The organism is Thiohalomonas denitrificans, from assembly GCF_900102855.1.
GTDB classification, from domain to species: Bacteria; Pseudomonadota; Gammaproteobacteria; order Thiohalomonadales; family Thiohalomonadaceae; genus Thiohalomonas; species Thiohalomonas denitrificans.
The window spans coordinates 135,055-151,265 of the sequence record NZ_FMWD01000007.1; the positions used below are offsets into that span (position 1 = coordinate 135,055).

Below are 16,211 nucleotides of genomic sequence, written 5' to 3' on the forward strand. Positions count from 1 at the left end.
ACGGCCATCCTGCTTCTCCCGAACGGCGACCGCTCGTTCTGCCGTCACAGGTGCAGCCCTACGCCTGCTTGTGCGACAATAGCGCCGTAGCACCACGATTCTGGCCCGAACCTCCCGAACCACTCGTTGTCAGACCCGACGACCACGTCATGTTGCCGTCTCGCCATCATTTGTGGTGCTCGCCCGAACTCTGTCGTTAACCGGATACCTGGATACTATAAGTGCTCACCACCGCGAATATCACCATACAGTTTGGCGCCAAGCCGCTTTTTGAAAACATCTCCGTCAAGTTCGGCGACGGCAACCGCTATGGCCTCATCGGTGCCAACGGCTGCGGCAAGTCGACGCTGATGAAGATCCTCGGAGGGGACCTGGAGCCGACCTCCGGCAATGTGAGCCTCGATACCAACGAACGCCTGGGCAAGCTGCGTCAGGATCAGTTCGGCTTTGAGGAGCACAGTGTGCTGGACGCCGTCATTATGGGCCATGAAGAGCTCTGGCAGGTGAAGCACGAGCGCGATCGCATCTATTCGCTGCCCGAGATGAGCGAAGCGGACGGCATGAAGGTGGCGGATCTGGAGGTGCAGTTCGCCGAGTACGATGGCTACACCGCCGAGGCGCGCGCCGGTGAACTACTGCTCGGCGTGGGCATCCCGGTCGAACAGCACGCCGGCCCCATGAGTGCCATCGCCCCCGGCTGGAAGCTGCGTGTACTGCTGGCACAGGCGCTGTTCTCCGACCCGGATATCCTGCTGCTGGACGAGCCGACCAATAACCTGGACATCAACACCATCCGCTGGCTGGAGGATATGCTCAACGCGCGCAACAGCACGATGATCATCATCTCCCATGACCGCCACTTCCTGAACAGCGTCTGCACGCATATGGCGGATCTGGATTATGGCGAACTGCGCGTCTATCCCGGCAACTATGACGAGTACATGACTGCGGCTACCCAGGCTCGTGAGCAGCTGTATGCCGACAATGCCAAAAAGAAGGCGCAGATTGCCGAGCTCCAGACCTTCGTCAGCCGCTTCTCTGCCAATGCCTCCAAGGCCAAGCAGGCCACTTCGCGCGCACGCCAGATCGAGAAGATCAAACTCGATGATATCAAGCCCTCCAGCCGTCAGAACCCCTTCATCCGCTTTCAGCAGGAGAAGAAGCTGCACCGCAACGCCCTGGAGGTGGAGGGGCTCGGCAAGGGGTTCGATGGACAACCACTATTCAGCGATCTGAACATGCTGGTCGAAGTCGGCGAGCGCATCGCCGTCATCGGCCCCAACGGCATCGGCAAGACCACGCTGCTGCGCTGTCTGGTGGGAGACCTGGAGAGCGATACCGGCCGGGTGAAATCTTCCGAGAACGCCAGTATCGGCTACTTCGCCCAGGACCACGCTGCCGACTTCTCCAATGACATGCCCCTGTTCGACTGGATCTCACTCTGGGGCCAGGAGGGAGACGACGAGCAGGTGTTCCGAGGCACTCTGGGCCGACTGCTGTTCTCCCAGGACGAGATCAAGAAGTCGGTCAAAGTGATCTCCGGCGGCGAACAGGGGCGCATGCTGTTCGGGAAACTGATGCTGCAACGTCCCAATGTCATGGTCATGGACGAGCCGACCAACCATCTGGACATGGAATCCATCGAGTCGCTGAACCTGGCACTGGAGAACTACGAAGGTACACTCATCTTCGTCAGCCATGACCGCGAATTCGTCTCCTCGCTGGCGACCCGCATCATCGAACTGACGCCGGACGGCGTCATCGATTTCAGCGGTACCTACGAGGAGTATCTGCGCAGCCGTGAGGCTGCCTGACCGAGAGTTAACCCCTTGTCAGGGTGAGATGGCGACCTTCAGGACACCGTCCCGCTGGTTTCCGAACAGGTCATAGGCCGCTTCGATATCGTCAAGCTTGAAACGGTGCGTCACCAGCGGCTCGAGGTCGACGCGCCCACCCTCGATGACGTTCATCATTCGTCGCATGCGCTCCTTGCCGCCCGGACAGAGTGACGTGATGATCTGGTTGTCACCCAGTCCGGCGTGCAAGGCATCGAGCGGAATGGACAGATCCTTCGAGTAGACACCGAGGCTCGATAGCGTGCCGCCCGGTTTGAGAACGCGAAGGGCCGCCTCGAAGGTGGACTGCATTCCAAGCGCCTCGATGGAGACATCGACCCCGCGTCCATCGGTGATTCGGCGAATCTCATCAACCGGGTCGACTTTCTTGAAGTCGACCACGTGGTCCGCGCCCATCTTTCGTGCCATCTCCTTGCGCTCGGGCACCGATTCGACCGCGATGATGGTGCTGGCACCGGAGAGTCTGGCGCCGGCCGTCGCGCAGAGACCAATCGGCCCCTGGGCGAATATGGCCACCATGTCGCCGATACGGACCCGTCCCCGCTCCGCTCCGACAAACCCCGTCGACATGATATCGGGGCACATGAGCACCTGTTCATCGGTGATCCCCTCCGGCACCAGTGCCAGATTGGCCATCGCATCCGGTACGACCACGTATTCGGCCTGACAGCCGTCGATGGTGTTGCCGAAGCGCCAGCCCCCCAGAGGCTTCAAACCGTGGGCACCGGCACCGCCATCCTGGGAGTGCAGTCCGTCCAGCGACGCATTGGAGTATCCGGTCGGACAGATGGCACCGGCGATAACCCGTTGACCCTCCCGGTAGCCGGCGACGTTGGCCCCCAGTTTCTCGATAACGCCCACCGGTTCGTGACCAATCGTCAGACCCTTTTCGACCGGATATTCGCCCTTGAGGATATGGATATCGGTCCCGCAGATGGTGGTGGTGGTGATTCGTACCAATGCGTCATTCGGGCCGGGGGCCGGCACAGGTTTATCCTCGAGAACGATGCGCCCCGGCTCTACGAATACGGCAGCCTTCATTTTTTCCGTCATGGCCTGTCTCCCTGGCCGTGGAGTATCCCGAAACAAATAGAACAGAAGACCGCCTGACGCATCGGTAATCTATACGAAAAAATCCCCCGACCAGCGATCTTTCCGATAATCAAGCGACAATTCCCGGGCACGCATTCGCTTCGCCCCGGTGGAGACCAATTCACGCCGGGCCGGGTAGTTGGCGGCGAAGGCAATCGGGTCACATCGGTCGGATTCGACGGTAGTCAGGAACACGAGAAAGCGATCGTCCACAGCAACGGCATCGGAGGGAGCCGCGGCCGGGAACAGTGTTCGCTTCTTCACCACACAGGCAAAGTAGAGCTGCATCTCCACCGGCAGTGGAGCCGTTCGCAAACGAATCGCCCGCTCCACCCGCGAGGTCCAGCGGACGGTAAGTTCACCGCCGCGAAACGGAACCTTCTGCGTGTATCGGTAGGGGTTGAGGAATCGCTCCATCGCGGTGAACGGATTCCAGCCCTCGACGGAAAAATAGCTACCCTGCAGATTCATCATTAGCTCCGGTGCGAAGAATTACAGGTCGATCACCCGCGCGACGAATCCGGCATCCGCAGCCATTCGTACCAACTCATGGGGGGATGCGCGGTCTTCGTCATAGGTGATGAAGATCAGGTGCGGCTTCATGGAGGCGTTAGCCGCCTCACAGATCACCCCTTCCCCCTGCAGGCGAGCACAGAACCGCTCGCGCTCGACCTCACTCAGTGCCTTGTCCAGGTGCAGCATCGTTTCACGCATGGTGGAATTCTCCTCAGTCAAGAATCGACATCAATCTGCAGTGTGTCGAGAAAGGTTGAACCCGATGAATAGCTCCTGACTCAAGGAGCCTGTGACGGCGGACTCAGAGAGCGCATCGAGATCAATTCGAGCCACTGCATTCTCCGTTTCCTTTCGTTTGCAACGCACTGTGACCGCTCTAGTAGACCGGTCGGTACAGTTCAATTTCCAGAAAAAGGGCACGCCAGCGCCCCTCGTTAAGTGTTTCTTCAGCCGGCCCGTGCCGATTGCTTCCCGCCTGCCGTTAGCAATGCCAGTGCCGAACGTCCCAGGGTCGAGACCGCTTTCGCGTCATTGCGCGTCTTGGCCATAAGCAGCGCCCCTTCCATAAAGGCGAACACCGCCCGAGCGGCCGACGGCGGATCGATATGAGGCGCCGAACCATCGGCCAGGGCCGCCTCCAGCGCCTGTTCAATGCGCCGCTCAGCGAGCCTGAACACAGCGTCCACCCGGCCGCGTATCACTTCGTCCTGAGTGCTCATCTCCAGAGCGAGATTGCCGAAGGGACAACCGAGCACATGGCCGGAGACTTTCGCCTGGTTACGCTGGAATCGGGCACTGAGTGTAAAAAACCGCGCGATCCGTTCCAGCGGCGGCACATCATCCGCGAAGGCCGGATCAAACACCTCCACCTGGAGTCGCTGCCACAGCACGTCGATGGCCGCCATCGCCAACTCCTGCTTGGAGCGAAAAAAATGATAGAAGCTGCCCTTCTGGACCCGGGCGCGGGCACAGATCTCCTGCACGCCCACCGCGCCGAAGCTACGAGCATAAATGAGGTCGATGGCGGCTTCGACGAGCCGATCCCGTGTGTCACTGTTCCTTCCCATGCCGACTACCTTAGTTGACCGGTCGGTTCAGTTCAAGCGGTTTGTCATTCTCCTCGGCGAATCGCCGTATCGGGCCGGAACGAACATCTTGCTTCCAAGTCCAACCGAAACGATCCCTTCGTAAGTTCCACCCTGGCATGGCACAACTTAGGAGAGTCTGCCCAATGTCGTTTCTGGCCAAAGAGCGAATCGTGGCCGGGCCCGGCTTCAACCGCTGGTTGATCCCACCGGCTGCACTGGCTGTCCATCTCTCAATCGGGCAGGCCTACGCCTTGAGCGTTTTCAACCTGCCCATGTCACGGCTGCTCGGTGTCACCGAACCGGCCGCCAGCGATTGGGGGCTGACCACCACGGTCTGGATCTTCAATATCGCCTTCTTCTTCCTCGGCATCTCGGCAGCCTTGTTCGGCAAGTGGGTCGAGCGCGTCGGTCCCCGCAAGGCGATGTTCGCAGCCGCCTTCTGCTTCGGGGGCGGATTTTTTGTCTCGGCGCTGGGGGTCTACCTGCACCAGATCGGGCTGGTCTACCTCGGGTACGGTGTGCTCGGCGGGGTAGGACTCGGCATCGGCTATCTTTCCCCCGTCTCCACGCTGATGAAATGGTTTCCCGACCGTCCGGGGATGGCGACGGGGCTTGCCATCATGGGCTTCGGCGGCGGCGCCATGCTCGGCTCACCTCTTGCCGTGTCTCTGATGGATTTCTATGCGACACCGCTCTCCGTCGGCGTTTGGGAGACCATGCTGACCATGGGCGCGATCTACTTCTGCATGATCATGTTCGGCATGTGGAACATTCGTATTCCCGCTCCCGGCTGGCGCCCGGCGAGTATGCCGGCCACATCAGAGACCTCCGCCTCGAACGCAAACGGTGATCTCCCCGGAATGGAAGCGGGCCAAGCGATCCGGACTCGACAGTTTTGGCTGCTCTGGATCGTGCTCTGTGTGAACGTAACCGCCGGTATCGGCATTCTTGCCCAGGCATCGCCAATGATTCAGGAGATGTATTCCACACAGATGACTGTGGCTGCAGCGGCGGGTTTTGTAGGTCTGCTCAGTCTCTTCAATCTGGTGGGACGGATCTTCTGGTCCTCTCTCTCCGACAAACTCGGTCGGCAATGGACCTATACAATCTTTCTGGGCTTCGGTGCCGTGCTCTATGCGTCGGTACCCTCACTTGGCCAGTTCAGCACGCCACTGCTGTTCGTGGCAGCGGCAGCAATCATCGTCAGTATGTATGGTGGCGGATTCGCCACCGTTCCTGCGTATCTGCGTGATCTGTTTGGAATGAAGCAAGTGGGCGCAATTCATGGACGTCTGCTCACCGCCTGGTCGACGGCGGCCATTATCGGGCCGAGCCTCGTCACCTATCTGCGTGAGTTCCAGATTAATGCGGGCGTGGCACCGGCTGAGGCCTACTCCACCACTATGTATATTCTTGCCGGACTGCTGTTGATCGGCCTTACAGCCAACCTGCTGATCCGCAAGTGTGAGTGGCCCGACAACAGTGCGCAGCGGGTGGCGGCATGAAACCCGAAATCAAGCGGAGGTTGCAATGAAGGCCCGATCGGAAAGATATGACAGGAGCAAGCTGAAGATGTTCTTCTACTGGTTTCTGGTCGGCATTCCACTGAGCTGGGGTGTCTGGAATGTGGTGACACAGTCGTTGATACTGTTCGGGTTGAGCGACTAAATAGCTGTTCCTGACCACGCAACACTCGGCAGTAATCGATGGCATGCCCCTGTGGGAGCGGCATCCTGCCGCGATCGGCCCGGACAAGCTATCGTGGCTGGCCGCTCCCACGGCATAGGGGGACCAAGAAGAGACTCGTCAGCCCTGGCGCTCGCCAATACCGGCTTTCTCCCGGTTCGCATGCTTCAACACTTCCGACAACCCTGCGACGGCGCCACCGATACTGGAGAGTTCGGCGGGGATAATCATGGAGTTGTTGGTCCTGGCGAGCTTGCTGAATGCACCTACATACTGCTCGGCGATGCGCAGGCTGACGGCATCTTTGCCGCTGGGTTGCTGGATGGCCTGAGCGATCCTGCTCAAGCCTACGGCGGTGGCTTCGGCGATCAACTGAATCTCCTGGGCGCGGCCTTCGGCCTCGTTGATCTGCTTCTGCTTGGTCGCCTCCGAGAGGTTGATGACCTCCTGCTTCTGGCCTTCGGAGACATTGATCATGGCCTGGCGTTCGCCCTCCGATCGGGCAATCGCCGCACGGCGCTCGCGCTCGGCACGCATCTGCTGCTCCAGTGCCCCCTTGATGCTCTCCGGCAGCTCGATATCGGAGATCTCATAACGCAATACCTTAATGCCCCAGGGTGAAGCGGCCTCATCCAGTGCTCGAACCACCTCTTCGTTGATCTTCGCCCGCTCCTCGAAGGTTTTGTCCAGATCGGTTTGGCCAATGACCGAACGCATGGTGGTCTGCGCCAACTGCGTCGCGGCATTGCGATAGTGGTCGACACCGTAACTGGCCTTGTGCGCATCGATGACCTGAATGTACAGGATGGCATCGATACCCACCTGAATGTTGTCCCGAGTGACACAGGCTTGCTGGGGCACATCGATCACTTCTTCTTTCAGCGTGTGTTGGTAGGCCACCTTGTCGATGAAGGGGATCAGGATATGGAACCCGGAATCGAGGGTCCGGGAGTATTTGCCCAGACGCTCCACTACGAAATTCGAACGCTGGGGCACAATCCGCGCGGTCTTGAGGATAATAATGACAACGGCCAGTGCGAAGCCGATTGCCAACAGGGAGCCAAAGTCGAGAAACCTTTCCATCAGATATCCTTTTTATCGTTTTTGAGATTGCGGAATTACTGCTTCGTTCGGGGCCGTTGTGATGATACGGTCAGGCGAATACCTTCATTGGACACCACCCAGGCGACGTCACCCGCTTTCAGTTCGTCTTCGGAGACGGCATCCCAGGCAACGCCGTTCAGCACAACACGGCCCGCTCCGTGGACGAAGTCATCCTGCACGGTCACCCGTTCACCAATATCCCTTTGAAACCGGCTCCGGGCTTCACCCTGGTCGGTACTGAACCCACCGAACCAGCCCTTCATTTGCCTTCGCGCCAGCACCAGGCTGATGATACTCACCAGCCCGAAAACCGTCAGTTGCGAGGCCAGCGACTCAATCCATCCCAGCTGCAGCAATACTCCGACGGTAATCGCCCCGATGCCGATGAAAACGGCGATGATGCTGGTAGCGAGCAGTTCGGACAGTATCAGAACAATGCCGGCGATGATCCAGACAGTGGCGGCACTCATGTTGATTGAACCCCTTTAGCCAAATTTCACACTTCTTCTAAACAGGCACTACGGGCGATTCTACTCTTCCGATCCCGGTCCTCACCAATTCAATCTGCGACCAATCGTGCTCCTTCGCCTCCAGTAGCCGCTTCAATGCCTTGCTTTTTTGACGATAGTCCCGGGCATCGGCGTCCCAACGCTGCCTGGCCGATACATGCAGTGGGCCGCTGATCTGACGGATGGCTTCGGCCCGCATCAGGTAGAGCCCTTTGCGTTCGTTGTGAAGCTTGTCCAGAGGGTCCGGTACCAGGGAGTCGTTCAGGTGGGATTCGAATTGCAGTCCAAAGGCGGTGGCTTCGTGAAGCATCCAGTGCCCGGCGCAGTGGCTCAGCCCCGGCTCTTTGTAGCCACCGCCGATGTCGGAGTGGGTGCCGGCGAACCAGACCTGCCGAATGTCGAGCCCGGACCTTTGATCCCAGAGGGTGGGTTCAAAGTCCCCGCGATTTTCATCGATGGCCACTGCGTGCCGGGCATGCCGGATGATCTTGCTGGGCTCGGTATCGTGAAACAGATAGTCGCGGTCTCCCAGCGTGCCCCAGAACGGCAGTGGCACGCCGAAGGAGCCCACTGTGTCGAATACACCGACGAACTCGATGGGGGTGATGTCCGCTACTGCATACTTCTGCCGAAATGCGACGCACTTGGGGGCGCTGGGTCTGCTGTTTCCGGAACGGCTTCGGTAGAGGCGGTAGGCGGCAGGTATTTGCCCCGCGTATTGGCGTCGCAGCAGGCCGCAGTTACGAATGAATCCCGCCAGTGAACGGACGGTGTACGCGCCGCGGCTGAACCCGAAAAAGTAGAGTCGATCCCCGCGCTCATAGTTGTGTACGAGGAACCGGTAACAGTCCATGATGTTCTTGTCGACACCCTCGCCCGAGAGTCCCCCGGCAATCAGCCTTCGATCAGTGCCGACGCCCCAGTCATAGAACGTTACCTGTTTAACGCCGCCGGCATCCGGCCTGACCGCCCTGGCCATCAGTAGTGGATTGGTTGCGCCTCCATGTTCCGGTGAGTTCCAGGTTCCGTCGGCGAATACGGCTATCCGTTTCATCTGTCCATTGTCCCTGCAAAAAGCCAGACCAAATTTCCTAACCGGAACTATCCCAAACCGCTGGAGTCGGGTCAATCGACGGTCTAGCGACTATTCTTGACTATGACATTAAGGTATGTAGAGTGAATGGTGTGTATGGACAACGGGGAACTGCTGTGACGGGAAAGGTACTGCTTCTACTGTTCGGCACCGGCCTGCTGGTTGCCACCGGTTGGGCACATGAGGTGCCGGAGGGCGCCGAAATCCGTTTCCTGGAGCCCAAGGATGGAGCCGTTTTGTCCAATCCGGTCAGAGTACGGATGTCTGTCGAAGGGTTTGGCGTAGCGCCCGTGGGCGAGAACAAGCACAAAGCCGGCCACCATCACCTGTTGATTGATGTCGATGACCCTCCGCTTGAGGGACCAGTCCCGGCAGATGAGCATCATTTGCACTTCGATGGAGGCGAGCAGACGGCGGAAATCGACCTGGCTCCGGGCGAGCACTCCCTGCAACTGCTGCTCGGTGACGAAGAGCACGAGAGCTTCTATCCGCCGCTGCTTTCCGACCGCATCCGCATCACGGTAACGGATTGAATCTTACGAGCATACCTGCAACCTGAACGGCGTTTGAACATGCGTATTGCACTTGTACTGGTAGTTGCACTGCTTGCGTCCCTGGCCGTGCTGGACTGGATGGCGCCGGATGCCGAGTCCCGTCGGGATTCAGCGGCCATGCCACTGGAATCGGGCGCCGGGGATCCTGGAGCGGGAGCGCAGCTGTTCGAGGCTGAATGTATTCAGTGCCACGGCGCCGATTTGAAAGGAACGCAAGAGGGGCCGCCCCTGATTCACCCCTATTACCGTCCCGATCACCACGCGGACCTGGCATTTTACATGGCCATCAGGGATGGTGTTGTCCAGCACCACTGGAACTTCGGCGACATGCCACCGGTACCGGTGATTGACCGGGACCAGGCGCGGGACATCGTGACGTTCATCCGACAGGCTCAGCGGGAGGCCGGTTTGCTCGATGATACCGGGGATGTGGCCGCGCAGTGACCTACCGGTGATCCGGTACCCTGTTCGGGTTCAGATGAGGTTGTAGATAATCGAACCGAGGGTCGCCAGCCATACGGCAAGCGCAATCAGCACCAGGACGCCATCATGGGCAACCAGACCCAGCCCGAAAGCGGTCAATGCAGCGCCGGCTCCGTTGGCGCTGAAGGGCACCACTTCCATAGGCGGCATGCCGATGGCGATGATGACGCAGGCGAGTGCCACGAGGTAGGCGCCAGGGCCCCGCGTCAGTTTGGTTAGCCTCGGTCGAGACCAGCGATCCATAAACCGTGCCACCGGTCGCAACCAGCCCAGAATCCTGCACAGGGAGTCGCGCCTGATGGTCCGCTTCAGCATCCAGTGCGGGAGCCAGAAATGGTCCCGTTGCAGTACCAGTTGACCGCCGGTCAGAAGCACAAGCAGCCCCATCAGGGTGGGTACACCCGGGATATCGCCCACTAATGGCGCCACCGTTACCAGACCCGCAACGAGCAGAATGGGCCCAAACGAGCGCCGCCCCACCGCCTCCAGGACTTTCTCAAGGGTAATCTGGTCGCGATCGCTGGTCGTCTGCTCGATACTGTCCAGCAATTGCTCCAGATTCTGCGGCTGCTGTTCACCTTCCATGGAGACCCCAACCCGTTCGCCACCACCTTCGGACTGTTAATCCAGGCGTTTCATGTCCCGTACCGCCGGGCCGTGGATCATTCGCCCGTCATGGGCAAAAACCGAACCGTGGCAGGGACACTCCCAGGTGCGCGCCTCGCCATTCCAGGAGACGTAACAGTTCAGGTGGGTACAGCGTGGTGACAGGAGATGCAACTCGCCCTCACTGTCGCGGTAGGCAGCGACCGAACGGCCGTGTCGACGACAGATACCCCCCTCCCCTGCGGCAAGGGTGCTCGCATCCCATGAAGCCAGCGCCTTGCCCCGATCCTCGACAAATTCACGTCCCACATGAAGATTTATGTCCAGCAACTTTCTCCCTGCCGATCGAAGATTCCAGCGGCCGGATGAAAACGGCGTTTTCGTTACGTCCGCCTCGCCCAGGATATGCCTTGCCAGCATCTGTGCAGAGGCGGTGCCATTGGTCAGTCCCCAGGCGGAAAACCCGGTGGCCACCAGGATCCCGGGCGTCACCGGAGTCAGGGGACCCACATAGGGAAGACGGTCCACCGAGTCATAGTCTTCATTGAACCACCAGCCAAGCACCTCCGTCGTCCCGAAGCGCTCCGCCGCCAGACGTTTTAGATCGGAGAGCCGTTGCGAGGCAGAATGGTGGCCGGGACGGCTACCCGCACCGGTGAGGATGAGCACCGGCCCCTCCGGACTTTGGTGGCGACGGAAGGAGTAGCGGGGTTCGTCGACATTGAGAAACATGCCCTCCAGAGCACTCTCGTCCGGAAGCCGTGCTGCAAGAACCACGTGCTGGCGGGGGGAAGCCTTGGCAAAAAAGAGTCCCCGGTCCATGAACGGCAGGTTGGTGGCGATCACGACGTGGTCGGCCTTGATCATCCCGTGGTCGGTAACCACCTCGTTCGGCGAACCGGCGCGAATCGAGTAGGCGCGGGTTCCTTCGTGCAGGAGGGTACTGTCGCCGTGAACCGCCCGGGCCAAACCGACCACATAGCGGTACGGCTGAAACTGAAATTGATCGGGCAGCACCACGCCGCTGTCAAACGCGATCGGGGAGTTCGCTTCAGTGACCCTCTCCACCGGAAGTCCCAGCCGTTGCATCGCATCGACCTCCCGGTCGATGGCCTCACGCTGCGCACCCTTTTCACTGATCGTGTAAGCCGCCGAACGGGTCAGATCGCAATCGATACTGAACTCGTGGGTCCGCTCTTCCACATACCGGATCGCGCCCCGGCTGGCATCGGCATACTCGCTGGCGGCATCGAACCCGTGCTTCTGGATGAGATCGTCATAGACGAGCCCGTGCAGTGCCGTCACCTTGGCTGTGGAGCGACCCGTCACCTGCGCACCCACGCGTCCGTTTTCTACCAGGACGACATGGCGCCCGGCCTTTTTCAGGCGCTCCGCCACCGTCAGTCCGACGATGCCGCCACCAATGATGGCCACTTCGCATCGGGTGAGCCCGGGTAAGGGGGCATAAATTTCCGATGGCGCCCCGGCCGTCCAGTAAGGCTGCTCCTCTTCCGTCGCCACAGTGTCCACCATTAACGCTTCAGGATGATATAGAGGGCATGAACGATACCGGGAAGGTAACCCAGAATGGTCAGCACCACATTCAGCCAGAAATGCTTCGTCAACCCGACTTCCAGGAAAACGCCAAGGGGCGGCAGAAGCACCGCAAACAGGATCTTGAACGGATCACCAACGGTCACAGCCATATGCAATTTCTCCTTTCCCTGTATTTCTTCGAGTCTAGTGGTCCATGCGGAAAATAGTAACGCTCAGCCGGTCTCACAAGCGCCCTCGGCAAGGCGCAGGAGCGCAGGACTGGCCGCGTAGCCAATTCAAGCGACTGCAACGCAGCCGAGGGTGCTTGTGGAAGCCGGCCTGAAGGGAGCGGCGCTAATGGACTAGTCCGGCGTTGCTGACGACCTGAAGACCGACCTACAGGCATGCGGCTCGCCATTCCCTGCGCAGCCGCCTTGCCTTGGCCCATTAGCGGGGCTTTGAGTGTCACACTATTTCCCCGCATGGAATGCGACGGACATGGGACCCGAACGGGCGAGCAGCAAAGCAGTTGGTCAGTCAGCGAAGTCCAGGCGCTCCTGCACCTCAGCGACACCGGCTTTGGCACAGACGGCATCCTTGTCCCCACCGGGGGCGCCGCTGATGCCGACCGCCCCGACCAGAGAACCGGCCGCCCGGATCGGAACACCCCCTTCGAGAACCAGGATGCCATCCACGTGATTCATCTCTTCACGGATATCCTGCCGGTTGTAGCGAAAGGTGCTGGAATCCACGCCGGAGAGAATGACGGCATTCGCCTTGTCCCGGGCGATTTGCAGGGTAAAGCGCGGGGCCAGGGTGTCGCGCATGACCATCTGTTCGAAGCCATCGCGATCCACCACCACGGCGGTCACCTGATAGCCCTCGTCGCGGCAGGCTTCGACGGCACCCCGGGCGATATCGTGGGCCATTTCCATGGAGAGTCGCCGTACCTGGATGATGTCATCCGCCGCCACTGGTGCGGAAAGAAACATCAGCGACGGGACCAGCATTAAGAGGTGCATGTACTTCATGGGGTCCTCCTCTTACGTTCCATTCTTGTAACTGCTCGCCCGGTTGATCATGTGCGGCATAGGAGATTCGTCATCCCCGCGCAGGCCAACCATCATCCCCGCGCAGGCGGGGATCCATTTTGAGCCATGCCGCTGCTCTCTGGATTCCCGCCTCCGCGGGAATGACGAGGGAGTGAACAGTTACCATTCTTGAAGTCAGGTGTCGATTTCGGCGGCAAGGTGCTGCCGAATCACCTTGAGAAATGCCTCCCCATACGCCTCGATTTTCTTCTCGCCGACGCCCTGGATTTCAAACAGTTCCTTGCGATCGGTGGGTCGCTCCGTGACCATTTCCACCAGCGTGGCATCATGAAAGACCACGTAGGGTGGCACGCCCTGCTCTGCAGCCAGTTCGCGACGCCGCTCGCGCAGCGCGGCCCACAGGCGGCGGTCCGACTCGTCGGTAAAGCGGGTGGCGGGCTTTTCGGTTCGCGAACGCTTTCGGGTGGGCTTGCGCTCCTTGCGGAGCAGAAGTTTCTCCTCGCCACGCAACACCGGACGGCAGTTTTCGGTGAGCTGCAGGCTACCGTGGCCCTGAACATCCACGGCGATGTAGCCCCTGGCAATAAGCTGACGAAACAGGCCGCGCCATTCCGTACCGGTCAGTTCCGACCCGATGCCGAAGGTGCTCTGCCTGTCATGGCCGAAGCGACGAATACGCTCATCCTCCTTGCCGAGCAGCACATCGATGAGGTAATTGACACCGAAGCGCTGTTCCGTCCGATGTATCACCGAAAGGGCCTTCTGGGCCGGCACGGTGGCATCCCAGGTTTCGGGCGGCTCCAGGCAGCTGTCGCAGTTACCGCAAGGCTCATCCCGCTGTTCACCGAAATAACCAAGCAGGGAACGACGGCGGCAGTCGGTCTGTTCGCAGAAGGCGAGCATCGCCTCCAGTTTGTGGCGCTCGACGCGCTTGTGAGCGTCATCCGTCTCGGAGCTCTCCAGCATCTGGCGCAGGGTAATGACATCGTCCAGTCCGTAGACCATCCAGGCATCGGCGGGGAGTCCGTCGCGCCCTGCCCGGCCGGTTTCCTGATAGTAGGCCTCCAGGCTTTTGGGCAGATTGAGGTGAGCCACGAAACGCACATCGGGTTTGTCGATCCCCATGCCGAAGGCGATGGTCGCCACCACCACCACGCCCTCCTCGTTGCGGAAGCGCGCCTGATTGGACTGGCGGGTCTCGGCGGGCAGGCCGGCGTGATAGGGAAGCGCCGTGACGCCCTGCTCCGCCAGCCATTCGGCGGTGGCCTCTACCCGTTTTCGGGTCATGCAGTAGACAATGCCGGCCTCACCCGGATGCTCCTCACGGATGAAGCGGAGCAGCTGTTCGCGGGGACTGCGCCGCTGTGCCAGCCGGTAGTGGATATTGGGCCGGTCGAAGCTGCTGATGAAGACCCGTGCATTACCGAGTCGAAGCCGCTCGATGATCTCGCGGCGGGTGATCTCATCGGCGGTAGCGGTCAGGGCGATACGCGGGATGCCGGGAAAGCGCTCGGCCAGTATGGCGAGCTGGATGTATTCGGGTCGAAAGTCGTGCCCCCACTGGGAGACGCAATGCGCCTCATCAATGGCGAACAGCGCTACGCTGGCCCGCTCCAGCAGGGATAGAAAGCGAGCGGTCATCAACCGTTCGGGGGCCACGTAGAGCAGGTCCAGGTCGCCCCGCAGGAGCTGCTCCTCGACGTGGTCCGCCTCGGCGCGGTCGAGAGTGGAATTGAGGAACGCCGCCTTGACGCCCGCCTGGCGCAGAGCGGTCACCTGGTCTTCCATCAGGGCTATCAGCGGCGAGATCACCACTCCGACGCCACGGCGGGCAATGGCGGGGATCTGATAGCAAAGTGATTTGCCACCCCCTGTCGGCATCAGGACGAGCACGTCCTGTCCCTGGACCACGGAGGCCATCACCTCATCCTGGGGTGGCCGGAAGGTCTCATAACCGAATACGGAGTGAAGGATTTTGCGCAGGTCCATTGCCTCCGCATTCTGCCGGTCTGGTGTGCCCGAGGCAAGGAACAGGGCCCTTCGGTGTTAGTCAGGCCGCACAGGCATCGTTCGATACCCCGGATGGTCAACCACTGCTGTCCCCCTTCGGGGCGGTGCTCCTGAGGAAATCCACCAGCACACTGCGGTGTGCCAGCATCCGATCGATGGAGAAGTGGTTCGCACCCGGGACCACCAGCAGTTCGACATGTGTGCCACCGCGGGCATGCAGCTCATGGACATCGCCAACCGGAACCGTACGGTCCCTGTCCCCATGAACGAGCAGTACGGGACACCTCACCCGGGTAATCGTGTTGCGCGGGGCAATAGCTTCAAAGCCTGCCCCGATCGCCTTTTCGACGTAACGCAGAACCCAGCGACCCACCGGCCAATACGGAATGTGTTTGGCTGCCATCATCTGCCGCATCACTTCCGCCGGATGCGCGAAGGCGGCCACACTGACTACCGCGGTGATATCGTCGCGACGGGAGGCCAGCAGCAGGCTGGCAGCCGCCCCGACCGAATGACCCAGCAGGCCGATACCCACGCTATCGACCTCGGGACGGGTCTTGAGCCACTCGACCGCGTTCTCCAGATCTTCGGCGAAACGCGGCATCGAGGCAAAATCGTCATCATCACTGTTGCCATGGCAGCGCGCATCGAACAGCAGGAGACCCCAGCCCGCCTCGTGGAGCATGGGAGCCAGCGGCAGCATGAATTCGGCGTTGCCGCCCCAGCCGTGCACCACCGCCATGACGGGCTGCGGCCCCTCGTCCCGTGGAGGAATAAACCAACCGAAGAGACGCTTGCCCCGTTCGGTAGGGAATTCGACGGTTTCGAAGGAGAGATCCCGATCGGCGGGCGTTCCGCGTTCCCGGTGGCGGGGAACCCGGAAGGCCCGCCGCACCACCCGCGGTGCCGCCCAGATCGAAGCACCTATCAACAGTGCAATGAAGATATAGGGCCAGAACAGCATGGTTCAGTTTGAAATACCGGTGGATGTCTACCGGAGGAGAGTCTCACCCCGGGGCAGTTTCC

General features: G+C 60.4%; 16 protein-coding genes and 1 pseudogene. 4 read left to right on the forward strand and 13 right to left on the reverse strand.

All coding sequences use genetic code 11. The features are described from left to right. Window positions 1-221 precede the first annotated feature (221 nt). Window positions 222-1,814 (forward strand): ABC-F family ATPase, encoded by a 1,593-nt coding sequence (locus BLP65_RS12080; protein WP_092997482.1) that lies wholly within the window; start codon window positions 222-224, stop codon window positions 1,812-1,814. Between the two features lie 18 nt (window positions 1,815-1,832). Here the strand turns inward: BLP65_RS12080 and BLP65_RS12085 are convergent, their stop codons facing one another. The 4 genes from BLP65_RS12085 to BLP65_RS12100 all read right to left on the reverse strand — a co-directional run bounded on the left by BLP65_RS12085 (window position 1,833) and on the right by BLP65_RS12100 (window position 4,531). Further along, a complete protein-coding gene (locus BLP65_RS12085) occupies window positions 1,833-2,909 on the reverse strand; it encodes an NAD(P)-dependent alcohol dehydrogenase (protein ID WP_092997485.1) in 1,077 nt (358 codons plus the stop codon). Between the two features lie 69 nt (window positions 2,910-2,978). Next, window positions 2,979-3,422, reverse strand: coding sequence for a hypothetical protein (locus tag BLP65_RS12090; protein ID WP_245688317.1), 444 nt, complete (start codon window positions 3,420-3,422; stop codon window positions 2,979-2,981). Window positions 3,423-3,440: 18 nt separating this feature from the next. Beyond that, a complete protein-coding gene (locus tag BLP65_RS12095) occupies window positions 3,441-3,662 on the reverse strand; it encodes a hypothetical protein (protein ID WP_092997491.1) in 222 nt (73 codons plus the stop codon). A gap of 248 nt (window positions 3,663-3,910) precedes the next feature. Next, on the reverse strand, window positions 3,911-4,531 hold the full coding sequence (locus BLP65_RS12100; RefSeq protein ID WP_092997494.1) for a TetR/AcrR family transcriptional regulator: 621 nt from the start codon (window positions 4,529-4,531) through the stop codon (window positions 3,911-3,913). A gap of 164 nt (window positions 4,532-4,695) precedes the next feature. Here BLP65_RS12100 and BLP65_RS12105 point away from each other — a divergent pair. Continuing rightward, a pseudogene (locus tag BLP65_RS12105) lies at window positions 4,696-6,220 on the forward strand (OFA family MFS transporter). A 138-nt stretch (window positions 6,221-6,358) separates the two neighbouring features. Here the strand turns inward: BLP65_RS12105 and BLP65_RS12110 are convergent. The 3 genes from BLP65_RS12110 to BLP65_RS12120 are packed head-to-tail and all read right to left on the reverse strand — an operon-like array spanning window position 6,359 to window position 8,905. Continuing rightward, window positions 6,359-7,321, reverse strand: a complete 963-nt coding sequence (locus BLP65_RS12110; RefSeq protein WP_092997500.1) for an SPFH domain-containing protein — start codon at window positions 7,319-7,321, stop codon at window positions 6,359-6,361. Window positions 7,322-7,356: 35 nt separating this feature from the next. Next, window positions 7,357-7,812 (reverse strand): NfeD family protein, encoded by a 456-nt coding sequence (locus BLP65_RS12115; RefSeq protein WP_092997503.1) that lies wholly within the window; start codon window positions 7,810-7,812, stop codon window positions 7,357-7,359. A 37-nt stretch (window positions 7,813-7,849) separates the two neighbouring features. Then, the gene (locus BLP65_RS12120) at window positions 7,850-8,905 is read right to left on the reverse strand and encodes a DUF2235 domain-containing protein (protein ID WP_092997506.1); all 1,056 of its coding nucleotides are present in this window, start codon (window positions 8,903-8,905) and stop codon (window positions 7,850-7,852) included. Window positions 8,906-9,060: 155 nt separating this feature from the next. On the opposite strand from BLP65_RS12120, the gene BLP65_RS12125 reads away from it, so the two are divergent. Next, on the forward strand, window positions 9,061-9,477 hold the full coding sequence (locus tag BLP65_RS12125) for a DUF4399 domain-containing protein (protein ID WP_217631987.1): 417 nt from the start codon (window positions 9,061-9,063) through the stop codon (window positions 9,475-9,477). Window positions 9,478-9,516: 39 nt separating this feature from the next. Next, the gene (locus BLP65_RS12130) at window positions 9,517-9,942 is read left to right on the forward strand and encodes a c-type cytochrome (protein ID WP_092997509.1); all 426 of its coding nucleotides are present in this window, start codon (window positions 9,517-9,519) and stop codon (window positions 9,940-9,942) included. Window positions 9,943-9,972: 30 nt separating this feature from the next. On the opposite strand, the gene BLP65_RS12135 is transcribed toward BLP65_RS12130, so the two are convergent. The 6 genes from BLP65_RS12135 to BLP65_RS12160 form a co-directional block, all read right to left on the reverse strand. After that, a complete protein-coding gene (locus BLP65_RS12135) occupies window positions 9,973-10,566 on the reverse strand; it encodes an exopolysaccharide biosynthesis protein (protein ID WP_092997512.1) in 594 nt (197 codons plus the stop codon). Window positions 10,567-10,602: 36 nt separating this feature from the next. Beyond that, the gene (locus BLP65_RS12140; protein ID WP_092997515.1) at window positions 10,603-12,120 is read right to left on the reverse strand and encodes an FAD-dependent oxidoreductase; all 1,518 of its coding nucleotides are present in this window, start codon (window positions 12,118-12,120) and stop codon (window positions 10,603-10,605) included. Next, window positions 12,120-12,293, reverse strand: a complete 174-nt coding sequence (locus tag BLP65_RS12145) for a YqaE/Pmp3 family membrane protein (RefSeq protein WP_092997518.1) — start codon at window positions 12,291-12,293, stop codon at window positions 12,120-12,122. Before BLP65_RS12145 ends, BLP65_RS12140 begins: the two co-directional genes overlap by 1 nt. 363 nt (window positions 12,294-12,656) lie before the next feature. Further along, complete coding sequence (locus BLP65_RS12150) at window positions 12,657-13,154, reverse strand: GlcG/HbpS family heme-binding protein (protein WP_092997521.1); 498 nt, start codon at window positions 13,152-13,154, stop codon at window positions 12,657-12,659. A 195-nt stretch (window positions 13,155-13,349) separates the two neighbouring features. Continuing rightward, window positions 13,350-15,164 (reverse strand): DNA helicase RecQ, encoded by a 1,815-nt coding sequence (gene recQ, locus BLP65_RS12155; protein ID WP_092997524.1) that lies wholly within the window; start codon window positions 15,162-15,164, stop codon window positions 13,350-13,352. Between the two features lie 97 nt (window positions 15,165-15,261). After that, window positions 15,262-16,149 (reverse strand): alpha/beta hydrolase, encoded by an 888-nt coding sequence (locus BLP65_RS12160; RefSeq protein ID WP_092997527.1) that lies wholly within the window; start codon window positions 16,147-16,149, stop codon window positions 15,262-15,264. Between the last annotated feature and the right edge of the window lie 62 nt (window positions 16,150-16,211).